Source organism: Zoogloea sp. JDB1 (assembly GCF_056724025.1).
Window position 1 is genome coordinate 3,337,501 of record NZ_CM161496.1, and the last position, 22,494, is coordinate 3,359,994.

Sequence of the window (22,494 nt, forward strand, 5' to 3'; positions counted from 1 at the left end):
CTTGTCGGGTAAGTTCCGACCTGCACGAATGGCGTAACGATGGCCACACTGTCTCCTCCTGAGACTCAGCGAAGTTGAAGTGTTTGTGAAGATGCAATCTCCCCGCGGCTAGACGGAAAGACCCCATGAACCTTTACTGTAGCTTTGCATTGGACTTTGACGGGACTTGTGTAGGATAGGTGGGAGGCGATGAGACTGGGACGCTAGTTCCAGAGGAGCCGTCCTTGAAATACCACCCTGGTGTCGTTGAGGTTCTAACCTAGGTCTGTGAATCCAGATCGGGGACCGTGCATGGTAGGCAGTTTGACTGGGGCGGTCTCCTCCCAAAAGGTAACGGAGGAGTACGAAGGTCACCTAGGTACGGTCGGACATCGTACTGATAGTGCAATGGCAAAAGGTGGCTTGACTGCGAGACCGACAAGTCGAGCAGGTGCGAAAGCAGGTCATAGTGATCCGGTGGTTCTGTATGGAAGGGCCATCGCTCAACGGATAAAAGGTACTCTGGGGATAACAGGCTGATTCCGCCCAAGAGTTCACATCGACGGCGGAGTTTGGCACCTCGATGTCGGCTCATCACATCCTGGGGCTGTAGCCGGTCCCAAGGGTATGGCTGTTCGCCATTTAAAGTGGTACGTGAGCTGGGTTTAAAACGTCGTGAGACAGTTTGGTCCCTATCTGCCGTGGGCGCTGGATATTTGAGGGGGCCTGCTCCTAGTACGAGAGGACCGGAGTGGACGGATCTCTGGTGTACCGGTTGTGACGCCAGTCGCATCGCCGGGTAGCTAAATCCGGAAGAGATAACCGCTGAAAGCATCTAAGCGGGAAACTCGCCTCAAGATGAGATATCCCTGGGAACTCGATTCCCCTGAAGGGTCGTTGAAGACCACGACGTTGATAGGCTGGGTGTGGAAGCGCAGTAATGCGTTAAGCTAACCAGTACTAATTGCCCGTGAGGCTTGATCCTATAACCTTGCAAAATGCAAGGCGAACACCGCGCAAAGCGCAGTCACATACCCCAAAGAACACTTCTTCCCTTTGACGCTTCGACCGCGAAAACGCGGCAAGCGGTACAAGTTATAGTCTGACGACCATAGCGTCTTGGAACCACCCCTTCCCATCCCGAACAGGACCGTGAAACAAGACCGCGCCGATGATAGTGCACAACCGTGCGTGAAAGTAGGTCATCGTCAGACTTACCCATCAAAGCCCCCGCGCACTACTGCGCGGGGGCTTTATGTTTTTAAAGCTCCGAAACAAAGCACCCTCAAAGAAAAAACATCTCCTCCGTAAGCGTAAGCCCCCGGCCATCCCATCTTCCGCCAGACCCGTAGCTCGCTAAACACGTCATCAGCGGTTCACTTGCGTTCGTCTCCTTGAACCCTACCTGACGGAGTCTCGCTCCGCCGTTTCCTGAATCGCCCCGGGTTTCGCGGAGGCCATTTGGTTTAAGTCAGGCCATGACAGCCTGAGCGGTTTGACTGCGGTGATAGTTTGCCTCAGCTTCAGCCGGCGGCATGTAGCCAATAGGGGCGAGCAGCCGATGATGGTTGAACCAGGCCACCCACTCGAGGGTTGCCAGTTCCACCGCTTCAGCGCTTTTCCAGGGCCCGCGACGATGGATCAACTCTGCTTTGTAGAGTCCGTTGATCGTCTCGGCCAAGGCGTTATCGTAGCTGTCCCCCTTGCTGCCAACCGACGTCTCGATGCCCGCCTCGGCGAGTCGCTCGGTGTAGCGGATGGACACGTATTGCGACCCTCTATCCGAATGATGGATCAGGGCATCCCGCTGGGGCTGGCGTGCCCATAAGGCTTGCTCCAGTGCGTCCAGCACGAACTCGGTGTGCATGGAGCGGCTGACGCGCCAGCCGACGATGTAACGGGCAAACACATCGACGACGAAGGCGACGTACACGAATCCCTGCCAGGTCGAGACATACGTGAAGTCCGAGACCCAGAGCTGATTCGGGCGCTCGGCCACGAACTGCCGATTGACCCGGTCCAGCGGACAGGGCACAGCGGGATCGGCGCGGGTCGTGCGGACGGCGCTTCCACGCCGGGCGCCGACAAGTCCCTCGGCCCGCATCAAACGCTCGACGGTGCAGCGAGCCACCTCGATGCCTTCCCGCTGCAACTGCCGCCACACCTTGCGCACGCCATACACCCGCAGATTGGCCTGCCAGACCCGCTGGATATCCCCGATCAAGCGTTCGTCGCGCAGCGCCCGGGCGCTACGCAGATCAGGGTTGCGCCGACGTGCCGCCCGGCGTCGATACGCCGACGGGGCAACCTGCAAGACCTTGCAGATCGGCTCGACCCCGAGACGCTCCCGGTGCATGTCGATGAAGTCGTGGGTCACTTGTTGCGGCGGTCGAGCTCCGCCTGCGCGAAATATGCGCTAGCCAGGCGCAGGATCTCGTTGGCCCGTTTCAGCTCCCGAACCTCCCGCTCCAGTTCCTTGATCCGTGCGGTCTCGGCACTGCTGACCCCGTCCCGCTGTCCGGTATCCCGCTCGTGCTGCCGAACCCAGGCGTGCAGTGTCTGGGCCGTGCAACCGATCTTCGCTGCAATCGACTGGATCGCTGCCCATTGCGACGGGTGCTCACTGCGCTGCTCGAACACCATCCGCACTGAACGCTCACGTACTTCCGGGGCGTATTTCGTTGTCTTTTTCATGGCTCCATCTTCTCAAGAGTAGGAGCCTCCGCGAAACCCGGGGCGATTCAATACAAGAATCGCAACTTGATCGAGCGCTTTTTCTGCCGCATCAAGCAATTTCGCCGCGTCGCCACACGTTACGACAAACTCGCCGAACGCTTCGCCTCTTTCGTCGCAATCACTGCCGCCGTCATATGGCTGGCATGATTGTCAACAGACTCTAGCGCAGTGTGCGCAAGGAGTAGAGCAGGTTGTGTGTGGTTCGCACGGGTGGCGCCAAGAACCATGTCGCAATCAGTCAAAACGTTCTACCGCCGCCTCAGGTTACGTTGCCAAGGCCATTGTGTGCTGCCTTACACCGCCTCCAGCGCGAGCAACTCAGCAACCGTCTGCCTTCGTCGAATAAGCCGGGGCTCACCATTTTCCATCAGCACTTCGGCAATCAGCGGGCGCGCGTTGTAGTTCGATGACATGGAGGCGCCATACGCACCGGTGTCGTGCAACACCAGCAGATCTCCCACCTGCGCCTGCGGCAAGGATCGGTGCAACACCACGCCACCGTCTCCCTGCGTAAACACATCTCCCGACTCGCACAGAGGTCCGGCAACCACCGTGTCAAACTGCAGGCCATTAACCGCTGTGCCATCAGAGTGGATCAACTCCATGCCGTGGTAGGCGCCGTATAGGGCCGGGCGAGCCAGATCACTGAAGCCGGCGTCCACCATCACAAAATGGTTGGCGCCCTGTTGCTTCGTGGCGCGTACCTCGGTGACCAGCACGCCGGACTCGGCCATTAAATAGCGGCCCGGTTCTATTTCCAGTTTCACTGGGTGCTCCAGCAGTTGTTCCACGGCATGGCGCGCTGCATCCCATAATGAAAAGTAGTGGGCCGTATCAATCGTGGGTTCACCGGCCTGGTAGGGAACGGACAGACCGCCGCCCGCGGAGATGGCGTGCAGGTCCAAACCCTGCGCATTCACTACCTTTACCAGCTTCAGCATGGCACCGCACACTTCCTGCAAGTGCGCGTAGTCCACGCCTGAGCCGATGTGCATGTGCAGGCCCTGCAAGGCCAGGCCGTTGGACTTGATCTTTTCGCAGGCGCGTACTAGGTCGCCATGCCAGATGCCATGCTTGCTATGCTCGCCACCGGTATTTGTTTTCTTGGAATGGCCATGCCCGAAACCTGGGTTGATGCGTAGCCACACCGGGTGCCCCGGGTTGACCGCACCCAATTGGTCCAGCATGTCCATGGAGCCGCAGTTCACGGGAATATTGAGTTCCACCACGCGCGCAAGCGTAGCGCGGTCCAGCAGATCGGCCGTGAACACGATGTCTGCGTGCCCGTTGTGCAAGCTCGGCGTAAAACCACCAGCCAACGCGCGTTCGATTTCACCCAAAGACACCGAGTCCACCGCTGCGCCCTGTTGCTTCATGAGGCGAAGGATGTGTGTATTGGAGTTGGCTTTCTGAGCGAAACGCACTACGTCAAACAACCGCAGAGCGGCAATTTGGCGCGTAATGGTGTCGGCATCATAAATCCACAGCGGGGTGCCGAACTGCTGGGCCAAAGGAGCGATGGTGGCGGGAGTAAAAGGGTTCATGAGGGGATGATCCCCTGCATGGTCAATTCAATCAATGCTATTCTTTTTGTGAGGCTATTCAATATTGATATGAATTTAACTCATCGCCAGCTGACGATGTTTCGCGCCATCATGCTGCACGGCAACCTGGGGCGTGCCGCTGACGCGTGCGCGTCAAGCCAGCCCACTTTGAGTCGCGAGCTGGGGCGTCTGGAGCAGTTACTGGGGTTTAACCTTTTTGACCGGGTGCGGGGCCGATTACGCCCTACCGTGCGGGCACTTGCGCTGATGCAGGAAGTAGAGCGCTCGTTTATAGGCTTGGAACAGATCGCAGCGCGCGCCACCGAATTGCGCACGCAAGCGACAGGTCGCTTGCGCATTGCGTGTTTGCCGGCATTGGCCCATGCCTTGGTACCCCGCGCACTGGTATATCTCTCACATGCACATCCTGAACTAGGAGTCAGCGTGCATCCCTTAGAGTCGCCCTGGCTGGAGCAAGCCATGAGTGAACAGCGTTTTGACCTGGGACTGAGTGAAACCCAAGAGGCACCTGCTGGAGTTGCCTTGCAGCCCTTACTGAAAGTCAATGAAGTGGCTGTTTTGCCACGTGATCACAGCCTGTGCAGCAAGGCGCGACTGCAACCACGCGACTTTACAGGCGAGCGCTTTATCAGTCTCGCGGTTGGCGACCCGTATCGAACCGCCATTGATGCGATGTTCGAGGACGCTAAAGTACATCGCGCAACCCTGCTTGAAACCACGAGCGCAGTGGCCGTCTGCGCCATGGTGCGTCAGGGCCTGGGCGTTGCCATCGTAAACCCGTTCACTGCACTGGAACTCAGCGGACCGGACCTCGTAGTGCGGCCGCTTACCGTTGCCATCGGTTACCAGGTGAATATGCTTCTTCCGGAAATCGCAGCTCCGCACCCCCTGCAGGGCGTTCTCGCAGACACCGTCCGCAAAGCCTGTGCCGCCTTGAACTGTAGTGGTCCAATCCCCCCAGACACCCCGATAGGCGGATGATGTCCCCTTTCGAGGAAACACCGATGAAACGCAGTCGTAGAACCTTTGAACCGAGCTTCAAGCTCGAAGTCGTCAACACCGTCAAGAACCAGGGCCTCTCGGTCAGTCAGGTTACCAAAGATATGAACCTGACTGAATCCATCGTGCGGCGCTGGGTTCAGCAGGTGGACGAAGAACTGGCCGGGCGCCCCGGGAAGGGTTTGCTGCTCACGCCCGACCAACAGCGCATCCGACAGCTTGAGGCCCAACTGCGCCAACTCAAGGAAGACAATGAGATCCTAAAAAACGTCTTTCGCGGCGGCGCCCCGTCCCGATGGAAAGAAACACGGGGGATGCCTACACTGGCCTGAGCCAGACCGTGGCCGTCAGCTTTTGGAGGCTTTCGTCCCCGTCAAAAAACTTGGCCCGTGGGGAATCAGCGGACCCAGCTGTGGTGGCGCCTCTCGTGCGACCCCGTTTAGGAAATTGATTTGAACCGCTCCCCTGTCTGGCGCCTTGCCTACAGGAGGTTGCCATGTCCAAGAAAGCCAAGGCGCTCGGCTTGCCCATCGTCAATGACCGGGCGGCGGGCATCGACATCGGCTCGCGCATTCAGGTCGCGGCCGTACCGCCGGAGCTGAGCGACGATCCGGTGCGAACATTCCAGAGCTTCACGGGCGACATTGAACGCATGGCCGATTGGCTGGTAGCGCTGGGGATCAAGACGGTGGCGATGGAGTCCACGGGCGTTCACTGGATTCCCGTGTATGAAGTCCTTGAAGATCGCGGACTGACGGTAGTGTTGGCCAACGCACGCGACTGCAGGGCTGTGCCTAGACGCAAGAGCGGCGTCAATGACGCCCAGTGGCTGCAACGACTACATGCCTGTGGCCTGCTGCGTGCCAGCTTCCGGCCGACGCGCGAGATTGCGGCATTGCGTGCCTACATGCAGATCCGCGAGCGGCATCTCGAATACGCCGCGGCGCACATGCAGCACATGCAAAAGGCGCTAATCCACATGAACCTGCAGCTGCACCACGTCATCAGCGACATCAGTGGAGTGACCGGGCTGAGGATCGTACGCGCCATCGTTGCCGGCGAGCGCGATCCCGACGCCCTCGCGAGCCTGCGTGATGTCCGGTGCCGCGAAAGCAGGGAAACGATTCGCGCGGCCATGGTGGGTAACTACCAGCCCGAGCATGTGTTCGCGCTGTCCCAGCGCCCTGACATTGTTCGACTTCTACCAAGATCGGATTGCAGACTGCGATGCGCAGATCGAACGTACGCTGCAGATGTTGTGCGCAGACAACGTCGTACCCTTCGAGCCCTTGGCCAAGCCACGCCATCGCACCAAGCAGATCAACGCCCCGAAGTTCGATGCGCGAACTTTGCTGTACCAACTTACGGGCATGGACCTGACCCGCATCCATGGGATCAGGCCGAGCGTGGCGCTGGCCTTGATTGCCGAATGCGGAACGGACATGAGTCGATAGCCCACGGAGAAGCACTTCACATCGTGGCTGACGCTGTCACCGGGCTGCAAGATCAGTGGCGGTAAGGTGCTGTCGTCACGCACCCGCAAAAGCAACAGCCGGGTGGCTGCTCGACTGCGGTTGGTGGTCACCACCGTAGGGCGCACCGAAACCGCGCTTGGGGCGTTCTACCGTAGGTTGGCATCGCGTATCGGCAAGGCGAAGGCTCTGACGGCCACGGCGCGCAAGATTGCCGTTCTGTTTTACCGGGCGATGTGCTTCGGAATGCAATACGAAGATCCTGGCGCCGAGCATTACGAGCAGCGCTACCGTGAGCGGGTCCTCAAGCAGTTGCAATGTCGCGCCGCCCACTTCGGTTTCTCCCTGAAGCCAGTCGAGGTGGGTGTTTCTTAGGAAGTCCGGAACATTGAAGCCGCCCGGCACGCCGGGGCGCGTCTTGACGCGGCCTGCAAGGTGGCGGGCATCACGCTGTGTACGCTGCAGCGCTGGAAATGTGGAGATGGCCTCGCGTGCGGTGACCTCAGACCAGCAACCTTGCGCCCCCGGCCTGCCCATGCGCTCACCGAGGCGAAGCGGGCCAGACGACGCATCGGGGGCGCGCTAAAGCCCCCGCAGCCTCCCGCCCGCCGAGCACCCACATCGCCACTGCACCGCGCCAGGTGTGGTGCTGGGACATGACCTATCTGCCGGCCACGGTAGCCGGGCGCTGGTTCCATCTGTATCTGATCCTGGATCTCTACAGCCGCAAGATCGTCGGCTGGGAGGTGCACGGCACCGACGCCGCCGAACACGCCGCCCATCTGGTGCGTCGCACGGCGCTGGCCGAAGGGATTGCCGCCCTGGCGGACAAGCCCATCCTGCACGGCGACAACGGCGCGACGCTCAAGGCCACCACGGTGCTGGCGATGCTCCACTGGCTGGGTATCAAGCCTTCCTACTCGCGGCCCCGGGTCAGCGATGACAATGCTTACGCTGAAGCGCTGTTCCGCACGGCCAAGTACCGGCCCGCGTTTCCGGCAAGGGGATTCGAGGATCTGGAAGCCGCCCGATCCTGGGTCAGCGGTTTCGTGCAGTGGTACAACGTCGAGCACCGCCACAGCGGCATCCGCTACGTGAGCCCGGCCCAGCGCCATGCGGGCGAGGATCACGCGATCCTGGCGGCGCGTCACGCACTCTATGCCCAGGCCCGAGCGCGCCATCCTGCGCGCTGGACGGGCAATACCCGGGACTGGTCACCCATCACCGTGGTGACTCTCAATCCCGAGCGAGACGTAGTTGTTGCCATGGGGAATAAACAGCAAAGAGCTGCATGAATCAGGCGACAACTAGCTTGACGCGCGCCGCAGGCCCTAATTGCTTGCTTCGGCTCGCTGTGTGCATGCGCCGTTCCTGCTGCGCTCGGATAACGGCCTGCGCTTCACCGCAGCTACACAGCACTGGTCAAAAGCTATGGCCTGAAGCAGGAGTTCCTACCCCTCCTTACACCCCGCAGCAGAACGGGCTGGTGGCGCGGATCATCCGCCCTCGAGGAGCAATGCATCCACCGGCACCACTTTGAAACCCTACAACACGCGAGCTGCGTGATCGGCGGCTGGATCCTGTTCTACAACCGCCAGCGGCCCAGCAGGCTCTGGATATTAAGACACCCGCTAAGGCATCCGCTTTAGCGGCATGACCTGTGCTTGATTTGCCGGGGCTAATAAAGAGAATGCCCTCGTCACGACAATCGCGTGCGATCAGCGCGCTTGAGTTTCAAGCCACAACCCGTCCCCAGGTTGGGGTAATTTCGCTCCCAATTGGTGCGGGGCAAGGGACTCGAACCCTCACGCCTTGCGGCGCTGGAACCTAAATCCAGTGCGTCTACCAATTCCGCCAACCCCGCAATTCAGGGCCGGGAGTGTATCCGAAGGTATTCGTAAGTGCAAATGCCAACTTTGTGGGTTGGTAGTTATCGGAATCAATGAAATGGGCGCCTGCATCCGATACGGCATTGCAGTGCCAGAGTGGCAGCGCGGATTACTGAGCGCGCAAGTTTGAGGGCTTCGGGCATACCGCCAAACCGATGTTGCCGCAATTCGTGAGGCCACACGTGAAGAGCAACAAGAACGATGCGGCAGATGCCGAGGCAATCTGCGAAGCGGTCGCCAGGCCAAACATGCGCTTTGTCCCTATAAAAATGCGTCGAGCAGCAGGCGGTGCTCTCGCTCCATCGGGTTCGCCAAGGCTTCATTGTCGCACGCACCGCCTCAGCCAACCAGATCCAGGGATTGCTGGTCGAGTTCGGTCTGGTGCTTCCAACAGGACTCTGTGCGTTACGCAAACAGCTACTGGTGCTTCTGGACGGCGTCGGTGATCAAGTGTCAGAAGTGTTCCGGCGCCTGCACGAACATCTGGTGGAACTGGACCGACAGGTTGGCGAACTCGAGGTGCAGATCATGCAATGGCACCGTAGCTGGATCCAGAGTCTGCGCTTGGAGGAGATCCCAGGTGTCGGACCGCTGACCGCCACTGCGCTGATAACCTCGATTGCGGATGCCCCCAGCGATACGGTCAGCAACTGACCGTATCGCTGGGGCTTGCCCCATGCCAACATTCCAGCGGCGGTAAGCCGACACTGCTGGGCATCAGCAAGCGCGGCGATGTGTATCTGTGAACCTTGCTGATCCACGGTACTCAGGCCGCTCTGTCGGCTGCAAAGTGACACGCAAAGTTGAATTCCTGGCTCGGCAAGTTGTTTGAGCGACGAAATCCGAATGTGGCCGCCGTCGCCCTAGAGTCTGTTGACAATCATGCCAGCCATATGACGGCGGCAGTGATTGCGACGAAAGAGGCGAAGCGTTCGGCGAGTTTGTCGTAACGTGTGGCGACGCGGCGAAATTGCTTGATGCGGCAGAAAAAGCGCTCGATCAAGTTGCGATTCTTGTATTGATGACGATCGAAATGGCGTTGGACACGGCGATGGCTGCGCGGCGGGATGACGGCCTCGATGCCTTGATCGGCGAGATGCCGGAGGATGGCATCGGTGTCGTAGGCCTTGTCCGCACTGAGCGACGCGGGCTGTAGCCCCCCCAGCAGGGGCAGAGCCTGTGGGCTGTCGCCGGCTTCGCCGCCGGTTAAACAGAAGCGGGCGAGCGATCCGAGCCCCTCCACCAGGGCGTGAATCTTTGTACTCAATCCGCCGCGGGATCGCCCGAGCGCTTGATCGCCTTTTTTTTGAGTGCGCCGGCTGCATGCTGGTGGGCACGCACAATCGTGCTGTCGATGAAGACCTCTTCAAAATCCGCATCCTGGGCCAGCTGGGCGAAAACACGATGCCACACGCCGCTGCGCGACCAGCGCGCAAAGCGCTGATAGACACTATTCCAGGGGCCGAACTGCGGGGGCAGATCGCGCCACGGACTGCCTGTCCGAGCAATCCATAACACCGCCTCAACAAACAGCCGGTTATCTGCCGCCGTGCGCCCTGGATCGCTGGCCTTGCCTGGCAGCAACGCGGCTATCCGCTCAAACTGATCGTCACGCAACCACACACGTACCATCCTGACTCTGCCGAAAAGTCAGGATATGACCACAACTTGCCCGCAGTGAACAGCCCCTCGGCAAGTCATTGAATGTGCACGGCGAATTGACAAGCACACGCCATCGGCATTTGCAGAACAGTAATTGTCAACAGACTCTAGGGCGGAACTGGCTCAAGGGATCGGAAGGCGATGTGCTGCACCCGGTACTGTGTGCTGCCAGGTACAACCTGCGCTGGCTGATGCGGGCGGTGGTCAGCGGCGAGCGTTCCAGCCCGCCAGGCAGGTTGCTGGATGTGGCGAATTGAATATTTCAGGGGCGACTAGATATGTTCTTAAGTGATAGCTGTGTTGGTGAGCGAGAAGATATGTCAGCTGTTGGGCTTCGGCTTAGAATTCTGTTTGTTCAGGCGGAGCCGCGCCTCAAGGCAGAATCTGGGTGCGTGGCGAAATAAAAAACCCCCGGCAAGGGGAGCGCCGGGGGTCGAAAAATGCCTTGCTTGCTCAAGGCACCCGCTCAGGGAGGTATAGCGGGAGACGGTTCAGCACCATCTGTTTATTAGTGTAGAGGCCGGGGGAGAAAGTTCCTGCGGCATTTCGTTTCTGGATGTAAGTACTTGAGATCTTTATGAGACCAGTTCAGTCTGTATTTCCGGCAATCCGAATGCGTCGCATGCGAAGGGATGAGTTCTCCCGCAAGCTCATGCGTGAGCATCGCTTGTCCGCCGACGATTTGATCTACCCGGTCTTTGTGCTGGAAGGGCAGGGCATCGCACAGCAGGTGGCATCAATGCCTAGCGTGTCGCGCATGTCGCTCGACAATCTCCTGCGTGTTGCCGAAGAGGCCGTTCAGCTGGGCGTGCCGGCGCTGGCATTGTTCCCAGTCATTGAGGACGGCAAGAAGAGCCTGGGCGCGGAGGAGGCCTTTAACCCCGACGGCCTGGTGCCCCGCGTTGTCAGCGAGCTGAAGCGTCGTTTTCCCGAACTGGGTATTATTACCGACGTGGCCCTCGACCCGTATACGGTTCATGGTCAGGACGGCCTCATCGACGCGAACGGTTATGTGCTCAACGACGAAACGCTGGAAGTGCTCGCCCGTCAAGCGCTGTGCCACGCGCAGGCCGGGGCTGACGTGGTGGCGCCGTCGGACATGATGGACGGCCGGATCGCCCGTATCCGCGCCGAGCTGGACGGCGCGCAGCAGATCTACACGCGCATCCTGGCCTACTCGGCCAAATATGCGTCGAGCTTCTATGGGCCGTTCCGCGATGCGGTCGGTTCTGCTGGCAATCTTGGCAAAGGCAACAAATACACCTACCAGATGGATCCAGCCAATTCGGACGAGGCCATCCGCGAGGTGGCGCTTGATATCGCCGAAGGTGCCGACATGTTCATGGTCAAGCCCGGTATGCCTTACCTGGATATCGTGCGGCGCGTGAAGACGGAGTTGAAGGTGCCGACCTACGCCTACCAGGTGAGTGGTGAGTACGCGATGCTGAAGGCGGCGGCGGCCAATGGCTGGCTGGACGAGAAGGCTTGCGCGATGGAGTCGCTGCTGGCATTCAAGCGGGCTGGTGCCGACGGCATCCTGACCTATTACGCGCTGGATGCTGCGCGCTGGTTGAAAGAGAGCGAGTAAGTGCCGGTGCCCGGAGGGCGTTAGCTCCCGGGCATCAGGGTCCGGGCGCCTTCGAAGCGTTCCGCGAAGTAGCGGTTGTCGAGACGGTCCACGCGGACCTTTCCCTTGCTGCTGGGGGCATGGATGAACTTGCCGTCACCGAGATAGATGCCCATGTGGGAATAAGAGCGGCCAAGGGTGTTGAAGAACACCAGGTCGCCTGGCTGGATGGCACCGGATGAAATGGGGCGCGTACGCTCGGCGATGCCGGCCGCGTTGTACGGCAGTTTGCGTCCACTGACCTGTTCGACGATGTAGCTGACCATGCCGCTACAGTCGAGCCCGGCGGACGGGTTCTTGCCTCCGAAGCGGTAACCGGTGTCGAGCAACCCCAGTGCGTAGAGCACGACCTCCTGGGCATCAGTGGACTGGGACAGGGTGATCCAGTTGCGGTTTGTCGGGGCCGACGGCCGGGAGTAAGGCGAGGACGAATCCAGTGGTCGCTGCGGCGTCTGGCTGCAGCCAGCGAGTACGGCGAGCACGAGAAGCAGGCAGGGGTATGCCCGTTCAGGCGATGAGGCGAAAGGTAACCGGGCCATTGTTAACTAGGGATACGTGCATGTCTGCCCCGAACTCGCCGGTTTCCACGCAAGCATGGCGGCTGCGAGCCAGGGTCACGACTGCATTGAAAAGTTCTTCGGCGACGTCGGGTGCGGCGGCGGGCGTGAAGCTGGGGCGGGTTCCCTTGCTCGTGTCGGCCGCCAGCGTGAATTGGGATACGAGCAGCAGGCCGCCCCCTGTGTCCGTAAGAGAACGGTTCATTCGCCCTTCGCCATCGGGAAAGACGCGATAGCTCAGCAGGCGCTCCACCATCCGATGGACGTTGGTCAACGTGTCTGCTTTCTCAACGGCGACCAGGGCGAGGAGTCCCGGACCAATCGTCCCCACGGTACGCTCCTCCACCGTCACGCGGGCTTCCAGGACGCGTTGAATCAGCGCGATCATTCCAGAAGTTCGATCTGCCCGTTGACTGATACGCTGACTGCACTGTCGCCGGCTTCGATAGGCGCAGGCACGGCTTCGGCGGCCATCATGCTGGAGCTACGGGCGAGCGGCATGATGGGCTTCTGCTGGATGCCGCCGGTGTTGACCGAGAGGTGCTTGATCTTCCACTTCTTGTTGAGCGTGCTTGCGACCAGTCTTGCCCGTGCTTCGAAGGCAGTGAGTGCATCCACGATGGCCTGCTCTCCGATCTTCTTCCATGTTTCGGCGGAAGGGGCGGCATTCAGCCCGCCGATGACCATGCTTTGCTGGAGCCTGCCGAGGAGTTCAGAGAGGGCCGCAGAGTCATTGGCCTCGAGGAGAAGCGTCGAGCGCATCCGCCAGGCTTCGATATTACGCACGTTCTTGCCATAGACAGGGTAGGTCATGTTGCCTCCGGTGCGAACCTTCACTGCCTGGTAATTGCGGGCCGTCTGCAGCGCTTGGGCGACGACCGAATTCACCTTGCGGGCCAGTTCTCCAGGGCTGGTCTCGGTGGTTTCGTAATAGACCTGGGCCCGGAACTGGTCGTTGGGGGCAGGACGGCTCGCCTCGACCGCGATATCTGCTGTCGGCAATGCCGGAGGCGTGCTTCCGTCGGTCGCTTGAGCCGAGGCAATAGAGAAAAACAGGGCCAGGCCTGCGGGAAATAAACAGGTTATGCGCACGGGAATATTCTCCGGCCACGATTGAATGGTAAGAAATCCCGGCTATTTCGCCACAGGCCAGACCGATTGGCAAAGCCCGTGTGCTTGTTCAGCACTGACAATGGCGGAGAGTGTCGCTGAAAAGCACAGGGTTCGCGTGTCAGCTGTGCGGCAGGGGCGCCACCAGTTGTCGGTAGGCGTGCCACGTGGCATGCCCGACGATGGGCATCAGTACGACGAGGCCAAGGTGAAAGCTCAGGAAACCCAGGATGGTCAGGCTGACGATCAGCGCAGCCCAGATGAGTAGCGGAAGCGGATTGAGGGCCAGGGCCCGGATGCTGGCGATCATCGATGTGACCGCGTCCTGGTTGCGGTCGAGCATCAGCGGAATGGACACCACGCTGACCGCAAACACGAGCAACGCAAAGATGGAGCCGACGCCGAAATAGACCAGCAAGAAGTCAAGGTTCTCGAAGGACAACACCTGCCCGAGAAAGCCGGACAGATTCGGGAGCTCCTGAGTATAGAAGATGGCGAAGATTACAAGGGATGCGCGCGCCCAGATCAGGAAGATGACGGTCAGCACAGCGGCAAAGACAGCCAGGTTGCCGGCATTGCGGCGCCACACCATCAGGGTCGGGGTCAGCGCGCATTGCTCGCCGAGTTCCCGGCGTCGAGAGAGTTCATAGAGCCCCATTGCAAAGAACGGGGCGAGGAGGAGAAAGCCGGTGGAGACCGCGGAGGTGTATTGGTAGGCGTGCTCGAAGACGAAGGTCAGCAGCAAGCCCATGGCTGCAAAGCAGAATCCGTAGAACAGGCTGGCGACAGGGCAGGCCTTCAGATCTCCGAAGCCCTGCGCTATCCACTGGAATGGCGCACCTGCACTGATTGTGCGTAAGGTTGGAAAGGGCAGCGCAGCGGCGGCCTGTTCGTCGTCCGGGGGGATGTCATGCTGAGCCATGCTTTGTCTCCGTTATGGTTATTGGAACTCAATGGCCTGCAGCAAACGGATCAGTTCATGTTGGGGGCTGTCCGGTTGCGTGGGAAGAATTGACAAAGGCCCACAAGGCATCGAGCACTTGACCGGGGGCTTCGGACATCATCGCGTGGCCGGCGTCCGGCAGCACGACCCTGGTGAGCGGGATATCCTTGTCGAAGGCCGCGGCGAGCGGTGCGATGGCCTTGGGAGGCGTCATCCGGTCCTGAGCCGAACTCAGCAGTAGGGTTGGACAGCGAACCTGTGCCGCGGCGTCGAAGCCCGCAGCATAGGCATTGCACGCAGCCATGTCGGTATGCAGCACGCCCGGCGCCTGGCGCTGCATCAGGCGCTCATTGAGTGCGGTGAGGTTCATGCCGGGAATGCTGCTGGCACCAGTCTGGCTGTGTGGCGCGAAGGACCATTGGTTGATCAGTGCATGGGCCTTGTCCCGGTTCGACAGTGTGGCATCCAGCAGGGCGGGGGCTACCGGCATCGGGGCAACGGCGCCGACAAGAGCCAGTCGGCTTACCAGTGCGGGAGCCGTGGCGGCTACCTGCAGCGCGATCAATGCCCCCATGCTGTGACCGATTACGACGGGACGCTCAGTGCCGAGCTTGTGCGCCAGGGTAAGGATCCACCGGGCCAGGCCTTCAATGCTCTCCAGCGCGGGGCCGTTGGTGCGGCCATGGCCGGGCAGGTCAGGGGCAATGACATTCCAGCCGTGGTGGGCAAAGTAGCGGGTCTGCAGCGTCCACACACTGTGGTCGTGCCCGGCGCCATGGATGAACAGGGCTGTGGGGCGGTCGCGCTCCAGGCGCTGGCCGCCGGTGTAGCAGAAGGTGATGTGGTCGGTCAGATGACCGGACAGGTTGAGTCTCATGCGTGCTTCCGGAATCAGGCCAGGACTTTCTGGACGGCGTACAGCGCACGGTCCACATCTTCGATCAGGTCGGACACACTTTCGAGACCGACGGAGAGGCGGATCGTTCCTTCCGTGATGCCCGCCGACAGTAGTGCATTGCGCGACATGCGGAAATGCGTGGTGCTGGCCGGGTGAATGGCAAGTGATTTTGCGTCGCCGACATTGGCCAGGTGGGAAAATACCCTGAGTGTCTCGATGAACGCTGCGCCTGCCTTGCGCCCGCCCTTGAGGCTGAAGCTGAACACGCCACCACAGCCCTTCGGCAGCAGTTGTGCCGCCAGTTGATGGTCGGGATGGCTATCGAGCTCGGGCCAGGAGACGGATTCCACCAGCGGCTGGGCTACGAGATGGGAGACCAGCGCCCGCGCGTTGGCCACGTGGCGCTCCATCCGCAAACCCAGGGTTTCCATGCCCTGCAGGATCTGGAAGGCATTCATCGGCGACAGGCAGGCGCCGAAGTCGCGCAGGCCTTCCCGTCGTGCGCGCAGCAGGAAGGCGGCAACGGGGGACTCCTCAGCGAAGTCCATGCCATGGAAGCCTTCATAGGGTTCGGTGAGCGTCGGGAAATGGCCGCCGGAGGCCTCCCAGTTGAAGTTGCCGCCATCGACCAGTAGGCCGCCAATCGCAACCCCGTGGCCGCCGAGGAATTTGGTGGCGGAATGCACAACCAGGTTGGCGCCGAGATCCAGCGGACACTGCAGCATCGGAGTAACCAGCGTGGCATCCACCAACAGGGGAATACGCGCGTCACGGGCGATCTGTGCCAGTTCAGGGATGTCGAGCACTTCCAGGCCCGGGTTGCCGATCGCTTCGCCGAACAGCAGGCGGGTTTCCGGACGGATGGCCGCCCGCCAGCCCTGGTGATCGCCGGGGGCGACGAAGGTGGTTTCAATGCCGAAGCGGGGCAGCGTGTAGGCAAGCAGGTTGTTGGAGCCACCATACAGCGCGCGGGACGCAACGATGTGGCCACCGCTGCCCATCAGCGTCGTGATGGCCAGCAGCAACGCTGCCTGACCACTCGCGCAGGCAATCGCGCCGATGCCGCCGTCGAGGGCGGCGATGCGCTCCTCCAGCACCGCATTGGTGGGATTGGAGATACGCGAATAGACATGCCCGGCCCGTTCCTGGTTGAACAGCGATGCGGCGTGCTCACTGTCCTCGAAAACGTAGCTGGTGGTGAAGTGGATCGGGGTGGCCCGGGAATGATGAACGGGGTCGGGCGTCTGGCCAGCGTGCAGGGCCAGTGTGTCGGCCCCGGCATTGCGGTGAATGGACATGCGGTATCTATTCTGGGATGGGAGGGCTGGTCTCAGGCCGGTTCGTCCGGGTCGATGAGGCGCTGGATGATGGCAATCCGGTCCTTGACCAGCAGTTTGCGTTTCTTGAGGCGACGCAGCAGCAATTCGTCGCCCGGAGGGGGGGCCGACGAGATCTGGGAGATGACCGCGTCGAGGTCTCGATGCTCTGTGGTCAGGGTCGCCAGCCGGGATGCGAGGCTGGTAACGTCGGCGCTGGGTTCGTTGCTGTCGTTCATGCCTTGTCTGAATGAGGTAAGCGCACGGCTGCGAGCGGTTTCGATGGAATCTTAGGCTCGGGGGGCGGGAATTACAACGGCGTTGGGGAACTTGAAGTGCCGGAATGTGTTCCCATCTTCAGTAGCACGATGCCCAAAAGGCAAAACCTAGCTATCGGGAGGCCTGTCATGAACGTGGTGCTCAACAATCCTGTCCTGTATGTAGTCGATTACCCCAACCTCGATGCGGTCGAGGTGATCGACAAGCGGCGTGGCCTCGGTGCCTTGTTCCGCGACGAGGCGGCCCAGCGCTTCCGTCGGGAACTGCGCGACGTGGCGTCGTCGGCCACCGAAATGGACGATTTCGAAGTCTGGATCGCTGACTACGGTTCGCTGATGAACCAGCCGGCGATTTACCACTGACGCGTTCCTGATGCAGGGTGGGTCGGGAGGAGTCGCTTGCCAGTAAGGCAGGCGGCTCCTACTATTGCCCACCGTTTTGTTTCCGGAGTGTTTCAGGGTGAATAAGGCCTTCGTCAAGGAAAGCGACCAGGACGAGGACGACGAGTCCGCTCCCGGTGTGCCCAGCCTGCCGCCCGGTACCCGCAACTACATGACCCGCAACGGTTTCGAGCGGCTCAAGGCTGAGCTCGATGAACTCGTTCGCGATGAGCGCCCCAAGCTGGTCGAGACGGTGCGCTGGGCCGCGTCCAACGGCGACCGTTCGGAGAACGGCGACTACATCTACGGCAAGAAGCGCCTGCGGGAGATCGACCGTCGTATCCGTTTCTTGATAAAGCGTCTGGAAGGTGCCACGGTGGTCACACCGTCCGAGCAGGAGAATACCGAGCAGATTTTCTTCGGCGCGACGGTCACTGTCTGTGATGTGGACGGTGACGACGAGAAGACCTACCAGATTGTCGGTGTGGACGAGGCGAATGCCTCCGAAGGCCGAATCAGTTGGATTGCGCCATTATCCCGCGCCTTGCTGAAGGCCCGGGAAGGGGATGTGGTGCGCTTCGCCAGCCCGGCGGGTGTTCGCGAAATCGAAGTGGTGGAAATCCGCTACGAGTGAGGCTGGGGCTGCCTCTATCTATATGAAGGCGATGGCGGTAGTGGTGCTTACCCCATCTGCTTGATGCGCGGGCGGCGGACAATGGCCGGGCTGCGCGGGAGCGTGAAGAAGACCGTCGTGCCGGCGCCCGGCGCCGACTCGACCCAGATCGTCCCGCCGTGGCGTTCGATGATGCGGCGTACGCTGGCCAGGCCGATACCCGAACCTTCGAAGCCGCCCCGTGCATGCAGTTGCTGGAAGGGCTCGAAGAGCTTGCCAGCATGGGCCATGTCGAAGCCGATCCCGTTGTCGGTCACATAGAAGAGTTGTTCCTCCCCGTGGGGTCGGCCGCCGACCTGGATGATCGCCGGGGCGCTGTCGCGGGAAAACTTCCAGGCGTTGCCCAGCAAGTTCTGCAAGGCATTGCGGATCAGTGTTGGATCGGCGTCGATGCTGAGCGCGTCTTGAACGTGGAACTGCACCGGGCGCCCCGGTGTGGTGGTGGCCAGTTCATCGAGAATCTCCCGCGCAATGGCGCTCACGTCGGTCGGTGCGATCTTCAGCGCTTGCCGCGACACGCTGGCGAGTTTCAGCAGGGCGTCGATGAGTTCCCCCATCCGCAGACTGGCCCGGCCGAGGCGGGCGATGTAGTCGCGTCCAGTTGCATCGAGGCGTTCGCCGTAATCCTCGGCCAGCGCATGGGCAAAGCCGTTGATTGCGCGCAGTGGCGCACGCAGGTCATGGGAGATTGAATAGCTGAAGCTCAGCAGCTCCCGGTTGGACTGTTCCAGTTCTTCGGTGCGCTGGCGCACCCGTTCCTCCAGCGATGCATTCAGTTCGGCAAGGGCCTCGCGTTCGGCGTCGCGCAGGCTGGCGACGCGGTGCAGGCTGAAGGCCAGCGCGCCGAGGAGGGTTAGCATCAGGCTGGCCGCGGCCACGATGTAGCGCCGATGGATGTAGAAGTCGGTCAGCGCGACTTCGACGGGCCGGCTCGCTGCGATGATCAGCGGGCGGTCGGCCAGACGGCGGTAGGCACGGATGCTGTCCACCGGGTCCGTGTCGCTGGCGCCGGTCAGCACGAGGCTGCGGGCGTCGGCGGCCGTGCCAGGTGATGGCCACGTGGCCGTGGTGCCGATCAGTGCATCATTTTTGGGGTGATGGATCAGTACGACCTGTCGGCTGGCGTGGATCACGAGGATTGTGTCCCGGTCGGATAGCCCCAGCTCCCGGTATACGGCCCCGAAATAGGCATGGTTGATGGCCGCGCCGGCGGTTCCGAGGTATTTGCCGGCCGCATCGAAGATCTGGCGGGTCAGCGGGGTGCTGACGCGGCTGCCGACCTGGTTATGTCCGGGGCTGCCGATATCGAAACCATCCTTCAGTACTGGCGGCATGCCCGGCTTGTCTGGAGCAGCCCCTTCCTGCTCGGTAGGCTCCAGCTCGCGGGCGTCTGCAGCAAGGCGTCCGTCCTCGCGCTCGACGAACAGGGTCTCGGCTTCCGGCAGGTGGGGGGCGCGCTGCCGCAGCAAGGCCTGCAGCTCCCCCTGGCCGAAGGCGTCGATGCCGCCGCGCAGTGCAACCAGGCCGGCAATTTCGTTGATGGCGCCCTCCGCCTCGCCAAAGGTGCGCGCGATGTGTTCCTCGAGCACGCGGGTCAGGCTCAGTAGCTCGGACTCCGAGCGTCGCAGCACCTGGTCGTGGTCATAACGGATGAGCGAAGTGGTGACGCCGACGATGAGGGTGGCGAGCAGCGCGAAGGCGATCCAGATGGCCAGTCGCAACCAGCGCAGCGAACTTGCCGCGACGGGGGGATCTGCCCGGGACGCTGCGGGCTGCGACGATGAAAGCGCTGAGGTGGGCAATCGGGAGTGTTCCATCCGTTGGCAGGGACTTGAAAGTCAGCGGGGCATACCCATATGGGGATCGTTAACGGTTCTTATGGAGCAAGCTTTATGACTGTCGATACGTCCGCGCAAACCTTGAACTTCCAGGCTGAGGTCAAGCAACTGCTGCACCTCATGATCCATTCTCTGTATTCGAACCGGGAGATCTTCCTGCGGGAGCTGGTTTCGAATGCCTCCGACGCCTGTGACAAGCTGCGTTTCGAAGCCCTCGAGAACGGTGGGCTGTTCGAGAACGATGCCGAGTTGAAGATCCGCGTGGGCTACGACAAGGCGGCCCGCACGTTGACCATCGTCGACAACGGCATCGGCATGAGCCGTGACGAGGTGGTAACCAACCTGGGCACCATCGCCAAGTCCGGCACCAAGGAATTCTTCGGCAAGCTGACCGGCGACCAAAAGAAGGACGCCCACCTGATCGGCCAGTTCGGCGTCGGTTTCTACTCCGCCTTCATCGTCGCCGACAAGGTCACCGTGCGTACCCGTCGCGCCGGCCTGGGCGCCGATGCCGCGGTGCTATGGACTTGTTCGATGACCGGCGACACCGCCGGCGAATATACCGTCGAAGCCATCGAGAAGGCCGGCCGCGGCACCGAGATCACCCTGCACCTGCGCGAAGACCAGGACGATCTGCTGTCCAGCTGGAAGCTGCGCTCGATCATCCAGAAGTACTCCGACCACATCCTGCAACCCATCGTGATGAAGAAGGAGCAGTGGGACGAGGAGAAGAAGGAGCAGGTCCTCACCGACGAAGACGAGACTGTAAACAAGGCCAACGCCCTGTGGGCGCGCGCCAAGTCGGACATCACCGACGAGGAATACACCGAGTTCTACAAGCACGTCGGCCACGACTACGAAGAACCGCTGGCGTGGACCCACGCCAAGGTCGAAGGCCGCCACGAGTACACTCAGCTGCTTTACGTGCCCGGCCACGCCCCCTTCGACATGTGGGACCGTCAGGCCCGCCACGGCGTCAAGCTCTACGTGCGCCGCGTCTTCATCATGGACGACGCCGAGAAGCTGATGCCCATGTACCTTCGCTTCGTGCGCGGGGTGGTGGATTCCAACGACCTGCCGCTCAACGTGTCCCGCGAGATCCTGCAGGAATCCAAGGACATCGACACCCTGCGCGCCGGCTGTACCAAGAAGGTGCTGAGCCTGCTTGAAGACCTCGCCGAGAATCAGAAGGACAAGTACACCACCTTCTGGAAGGAGTTTGGCCAGGTACTGAAGGAAGGGGTCGGCGAGGATCACGCCAACAAGGACAAGATCGCCGGCTTGCTGCGCTTTGCTTCCACGCATGCCGACACCACCGAGGAAGTCGTGTCGCTGGCCGACTACATCGGCCGCATGAAGGAAGGCCAGGACAAGATCTATTACGTCACTGCCGACAGCTTCAATGCTGCCAAGAACAGCCCGCATCTGGAGATCTTCCGCAAGAAGGGCATCGAGGTGCTGCTGCTTTCCAATCGTGTCGACGAATGGGTGGTCGGCAACCTGACCGAGTTCGACGGCAAGCAACTGGCCTCCGTCGCCAAGGGCGGCCTCGACTTGGGCAAGCTGGAAGACGAAGCGGAGAAGGCCGCCGTCGAGAAGGAAACCGGCGAGCTGAAGGATCTGCTCGACAAGATGAAGACCAGCCTCGGCGACAAGGTGAAGGAAGTCCGCGTCACCCACCGCCTGACCGATTCGCCCGCCTGCCTGGTGGCCGACGAGCACGACATGGGGATGAACCTGGCGCGCCTGATGAAGGCTGCCGGCCAGAACATGCCGATCTCCAAGCCGATCCTCGAGATCAACCCGGCCCACCCGGTGGTGCTGCGCCTCAAGTACGAGGACAAGCAGTTCGAGGACTGGGCCGCGGTGCTGTTCGACCAGGCCCTGCTGGCCGAAGGCGGCACGCTGGACGATCCGGCGAGTTTCGTGAAGCGCATCAACCAGCTGATGCTGGCGATGAACGCTGCGTGATGAGTGGGGCGGAATCGTTCCGCCCGCCGAGGGGGCTGAATACGTGACGGGCGACTGAGTTCGTTCCCACGGAGGCAGTTTCCGATTGCTTCATCAGAAATATGGCGGGCCGCAAGGCCCGCCATATTTCTGCCTCGAGCCCGTGAAGGACTTAGCGCACCAGCAGTAGCGAAGTCTTCGCCAGCCGGGTCAGATTCTCCGCGACGCTGCCAACCAGCAGGCGGTCCATGCCGTGGCGGCCATGGGTGCCGGCGACAATCAGGTCGGCGCCCCAGTTCCGGGCTGCGTTGACGATCTGTTCGGCGGTCCGCTTGTTTTCCGACTCGATCAACAGGCGCTCGGCGGTGATGCCGGCGGCGGTGGCCTTGGCAACTGCCTCGTCCAGCACCGGACCGGCGACCTGGCGCATCTCATCCTTGATCTTGTCGGCGTCGATAAAGGTACCGATGCCCATCGCGTGCTGGACCAGCGGCGCCTCGTCGAGGGCGTGGGCCACGCACAGGGTGGCGCCGGACAGCTTGGCCAGCTGCACGGCTTCGTCGAGGGCCTTGCGGGCGGTGTCGCTGCTGTCGATGGCAACCAGAATGCGCTTGTACATGA

The 22,494-nt window shown here is 61.3% G+C and carries 19 protein-coding genes, 1 tRNA gene, 2 rRNA genes, 4 pseudogenes and 1 other annotated feature (1 of these 27 only partly in view); of the genes and pseudogenes, 13 read left to right on the forward strand and 13 right to left on the reverse strand.

Annotation, left to right across the window (positions count from 1 at the left end; genetic code table 11):
• Nucleotides 1–964, forward strand: a 23S ribosomal RNA gene (locus AC1PPK_RS15015) (it extends 1,919 nt beyond the left edge of the window).
• Nucleotides 965–1,080: 116 nt separating this feature from the next.
• Nucleotides 1,081–1,193 (forward strand): 5S ribosomal RNA (gene rrf / locus AC1PPK_RS15020).
• Nucleotides 1,194–1,450: 257 nt separating this feature from the next.
• On the opposite strand, the gene AC1PPK_RS15025 is transcribed toward rrf, so the two are convergent.
• A protein-coding gene (locus AC1PPK_RS15025; RefSeq protein WP_481113787.1) for an IS3 family transposase occupies nucleotides 1,451–2,673 on the reverse strand; the annotation gives its coding sequence in 2 pieces (ribosomal slippage) (nucleotides 1,451–2,391 and nucleotides 2,391–2,673; 1,224 coding nt in all).
• Nucleotides 2,279–2,395, reverse strand: a sequence feature (AL1L pseudoknot). It overlaps the preceding gene by 117 nt.
• Nucleotides 2,674–2,724: 51 nt before the next feature.
• On the opposite strand from AC1PPK_RS15025, the pseudogene AC1PPK_RS15030 reads away from it, so the two are divergent.
• Nucleotides 2,725–2,862, forward strand: a pseudogene (locus tag AC1PPK_RS15030) (transposase); the annotation flags it as partial.
• Between the two features lie 146 nt (nucleotides 2,863–3,008).
• On the opposite strand, the gene lysA reads toward AC1PPK_RS15030, so the two are convergent.
• On the reverse strand, nucleotides 3,009–4,259 hold the full coding sequence (gene lysA / locus AC1PPK_RS15035; protein WP_481113849.1) for a diaminopimelate decarboxylase: 1,251 nt from the start codon (nucleotides 4,257–4,259) through the stop codon (nucleotides 3,009–3,011).
• A gap of 18 nt (nucleotides 4,260–4,277) precedes the next feature.
• Between lysA and AC1PPK_RS15040 the strand changes: the two genes are divergently transcribed.
• The 5 genes and pseudogenes from AC1PPK_RS15040 to AC1PPK_RS15060 form a co-directional block, all read left to right on the forward strand.
• Entirely contained in the window at nucleotides 4,278–5,261 is a 984-nt protein-coding gene (locus AC1PPK_RS15040; protein ID WP_481113850.1) for a LysR family transcriptional regulator, read from the forward strand.
• Between the two features lie 23 nt (nucleotides 5,262–5,284).
• Nucleotides 5,285–5,554: pseudogene (locus tag AC1PPK_RS15045) on the forward strand (transposase); the annotation flags it as partial.
• 221 nt (nucleotides 5,555–5,775) lie between these two features.
• The gene (locus AC1PPK_RS15050) at nucleotides 5,776–6,798 is read left to right on the forward strand and encodes an IS110 family transposase (protein ID WP_481113851.1); all 1,023 of its coding nucleotides are present in this window, start codon (nucleotides 5,776–5,778) and stop codon (nucleotides 6,796–6,798) included.
• 1 nt (nucleotide 6,799) lies between these two features.
• Nucleotides 6,800–7,126: a hypothetical protein gene (locus AC1PPK_RS15055; protein WP_481118273.1), complete on the forward strand. Its 327-nt coding sequence runs from the start codon at nucleotides 6,800–6,802 to the stop codon at nucleotides 7,124–7,126.
• 3 nt (nucleotides 7,127–7,129) lie between these two features.
• Nucleotides 7,130–8,046: pseudogene (locus AC1PPK_RS15060) on the forward strand (transposase); the annotation flags it as partial.
• Between the two features lie 484 nt (nucleotides 8,047–8,530).
• Here AC1PPK_RS15060 and AC1PPK_RS15065 read toward each other — a convergent pair.
• A tRNA-Leu gene (locus AC1PPK_RS15065) sits at nucleotides 8,531–8,615 on the reverse strand.
• Between the two features lie 141 nt (nucleotides 8,616–8,756).
• Between AC1PPK_RS15065 and AC1PPK_RS15070 the strand changes: the two are divergent.
• Nucleotides 8,757–9,512, forward strand: a pseudogene (locus AC1PPK_RS15070) (IS110 family RNA-guided transposase); the annotation flags it as partial.
• A gap of 8 nt (nucleotides 9,513–9,520) precedes the next feature.
• Here AC1PPK_RS15070 and AC1PPK_RS15075 read toward each other — a convergent pair.
• Nucleotides 9,521–10,272 (reverse strand): IS5 family transposase gene (locus tag AC1PPK_RS15075; RefSeq protein WP_481113852.1). Its coding sequence is split into 2 segments (ribosomal slippage): nucleotides 9,521–9,945 and nucleotides 9,945–10,272, totalling 753 coding nucleotides; the frame shifts between segments, so codons are not numbered across the junction.
• 607 nt (nucleotides 10,273–10,879) lie between these two features.
• Between AC1PPK_RS15075 and hemB the strand changes: the two genes are divergently transcribed.
• Nucleotides 10,880–11,890, forward strand: a complete 1,011-nt coding sequence (gene hemB / locus AC1PPK_RS15080) for a porphobilinogen synthase (RefSeq protein WP_481113853.1) — start codon at nucleotides 10,880–10,882, stop codon at nucleotides 11,888–11,890.
• Nucleotides 11,891–11,910: 20 nt separating this feature from the next.
• On the opposite strand, the gene AC1PPK_RS15085 is transcribed toward hemB, so the two are convergent.
• The 7 genes from AC1PPK_RS15085 to AC1PPK_RS15115 form a co-directional block, all read right to left on the reverse strand.
• A complete protein-coding gene (locus AC1PPK_RS15085; RefSeq protein WP_481113854.1) occupies nucleotides 11,911–12,411 on the reverse strand; it encodes a C40 family peptidase in 501 nt (166 codons plus the stop codon).
• Nucleotides 12,412–12,436: 25 nt separating this feature from the next.
• On the reverse strand, nucleotides 12,437–12,874 hold the full coding sequence (gene dtd, locus AC1PPK_RS15090) for a D-aminoacyl-tRNA deacylase (RefSeq protein ID WP_481113855.1): 438 nt from the start codon (nucleotides 12,872–12,874) through the stop codon (nucleotides 12,437–12,439).
• Nucleotides 12,871–13,578 (reverse strand): SIMPL domain-containing protein, encoded by a 708-nt coding sequence (locus AC1PPK_RS15095; protein ID WP_481113856.1) that lies wholly within the window; start codon nucleotides 13,576–13,578, stop codon nucleotides 12,871–12,873. The genes dtd and AC1PPK_RS15095 overlap by 4 nt, the downstream gene beginning before the upstream one ends.
• Before the next feature lie 139 nt (nucleotides 13,579–13,717).
• Complete coding sequence (locus tag AC1PPK_RS15100) at nucleotides 13,718–14,518, reverse strand: DUF2189 domain-containing protein (RefSeq protein ID WP_481113857.1); 801 nt, start codon at nucleotides 14,516–14,518, stop codon at nucleotides 13,718–13,720.
• Between the two features lie 55 nt (nucleotides 14,519–14,573).
• The gene (locus AC1PPK_RS15105) at nucleotides 14,574–15,416 is read right to left on the reverse strand and encodes an alpha/beta fold hydrolase (protein ID WP_481113858.1); all 843 of its coding nucleotides are present in this window, start codon (nucleotides 15,414–15,416) and stop codon (nucleotides 14,574–14,576) included.
• 14 nt (nucleotides 15,417–15,430) lie between these two features.
• Nucleotides 15,431–16,735 (reverse strand): O-acetylhomoserine aminocarboxypropyltransferase, encoded by a 1,305-nt coding sequence (locus AC1PPK_RS15110; RefSeq protein ID WP_481113859.1) that lies wholly within the window; start codon nucleotides 16,733–16,735, stop codon nucleotides 15,431–15,433.
• A gap of 32 nt (nucleotides 16,736–16,767) precedes the next feature.
• A complete protein-coding gene (locus AC1PPK_RS15115) occupies nucleotides 16,768–16,992 on the reverse strand; it encodes a DUF465 domain-containing protein (RefSeq protein WP_481113860.1) in 225 nt (74 codons plus the stop codon).
• A 168-nt stretch (nucleotides 16,993–17,160) separates the two neighbouring features.
• Between AC1PPK_RS15115 and AC1PPK_RS15120 the strand changes: the two genes are divergently transcribed.
• Nucleotides 17,161–17,394 carry a DUF3567 family protein gene (locus tag AC1PPK_RS15120; protein WP_481113861.1) on the forward strand — a complete coding sequence of 78 codons (234 nt, stop codon included), beginning with the start codon at nucleotides 17,161–17,163 and terminating at the stop codon, nucleotides 17,392–17,394.
• 97 nt (nucleotides 17,395–17,491) lie between these two features.
• Nucleotides 17,492–18,046, forward strand: a complete 555-nt coding sequence (gene greB, locus AC1PPK_RS15125) for a transcription elongation factor GreB (protein ID WP_481113862.1) — start codon at nucleotides 17,492–17,494, stop codon at nucleotides 18,044–18,046.
• Nucleotides 18,047–18,093: 47 nt separating this feature from the next.
• Here greB and AC1PPK_RS15130 read toward each other — a convergent pair whose 3' ends face one another.
• Nucleotides 18,094–19,806, reverse strand: coding sequence for an ATP-binding protein (locus AC1PPK_RS15130; protein ID WP_481113863.1), 1,713 nt, complete (start codon nucleotides 19,804–19,806; stop codon nucleotides 18,094–18,096).
• A 171-nt stretch (nucleotides 19,807–19,977) separates the two neighbouring features.
• On the opposite strand from AC1PPK_RS15130, the gene htpG reads away from it, so the two are divergent.
• Entirely contained in the window at nucleotides 19,978–21,894 is a 1,917-nt protein-coding gene (htpG, locus tag AC1PPK_RS15135) for a molecular chaperone HtpG (protein WP_481113864.1), read from the forward strand.
• 151 nt (nucleotides 21,895–22,045) lie between these two features.
• Here the strand turns inward: htpG and AC1PPK_RS15140 are convergent, their stop codons facing one another.
• Nucleotides 22,046–22,492, reverse strand: a complete 447-nt coding sequence (locus AC1PPK_RS15140) for a universal stress protein (RefSeq protein ID WP_481113865.1) — start codon at nucleotides 22,490–22,492, stop codon at nucleotides 22,046–22,048.
• Between the last annotated feature and the right edge of the window lie 2 nt (nucleotides 22,493–22,494).

Excerpts from the sequence above, each read along its gene's own strand:
- AC1PPK_RS15115 (WP_481113860.1), bottom strand. The coding sequence starts at position 16,992 with ATGAACGACAGCAACGAACCCAGCGCCGACGTTACCAGCCTCGCATCC.
- AC1PPK_RS15120 (WP_481113861.1), top strand. The coding sequence starts at position 17,161 with ATGAACGTGGTGCTCAACAATCCTGTCCTGTATGTAGTCGATTACCCC.
- hemB (WP_481113853.1), top strand. The coding sequence starts at position 10,880 with ATGAGACCAGTTCAGTCTGTATTTCCGGCAATCCGAATGCGTCGCATG.
- dtd (WP_481113855.1), bottom strand. The coding sequence starts at position 12,874 with ATGATCGCGCTGATTCAACGCGTCCTGGAAGCCCGCGTGACGGTGGAG.
- AC1PPK_RS15110 (WP_481113859.1), bottom strand. The coding sequence starts at position 16,735 with ATGTCCATTCACCGCAATGCCGGGGCCGACACACTGGCCCTGCACGCT.
- AC1PPK_RS15100 (WP_481113857.1), bottom strand. The coding sequence starts at position 14,518 with ATGGCTCAGCATGACATCCCCCCGGACGACGAACAGGCCGCCGCTGCG.
- AC1PPK_RS15050 (WP_481113851.1), top strand. The coding sequence starts at position 5,776 with ATGTCCAAGAAAGCCAAGGCGCTCGGCTTGCCCATCGTCAATGACCGG.
- AC1PPK_RS15105 (WP_481113858.1), bottom strand. The coding sequence starts at position 15,416 with ATGAGACTCAACCTGTCCGGTCATCTGACCGACCACATCACCTTCTGC.
- lysA (WP_481113849.1), bottom strand. The coding sequence starts at position 4,259 with ATGAACCCTTTTACTCCCGCCACCATCGCTCCTTTGGCCCAGCAGTTC.
- htpG (WP_481113864.1), top strand. The coding sequence starts at position 19,978 with ATGACTGTCGATACGTCCGCGCAAACCTTGAACTTCCAGGCTGAGGTC.
- AC1PPK_RS15040 (WP_481113850.1), top strand. The coding sequence starts at position 4,278 with ATGGTCAATTCAATCAATGCTATTCTTTTTGTGAGGCTATTCAATATT.
- AC1PPK_RS15140 (WP_481113865.1), bottom strand. The coding sequence starts at position 22,492 with ATGTACAAGCGCATTCTGGTTGCCATCGACAGCAGCGACACCGCCCGC.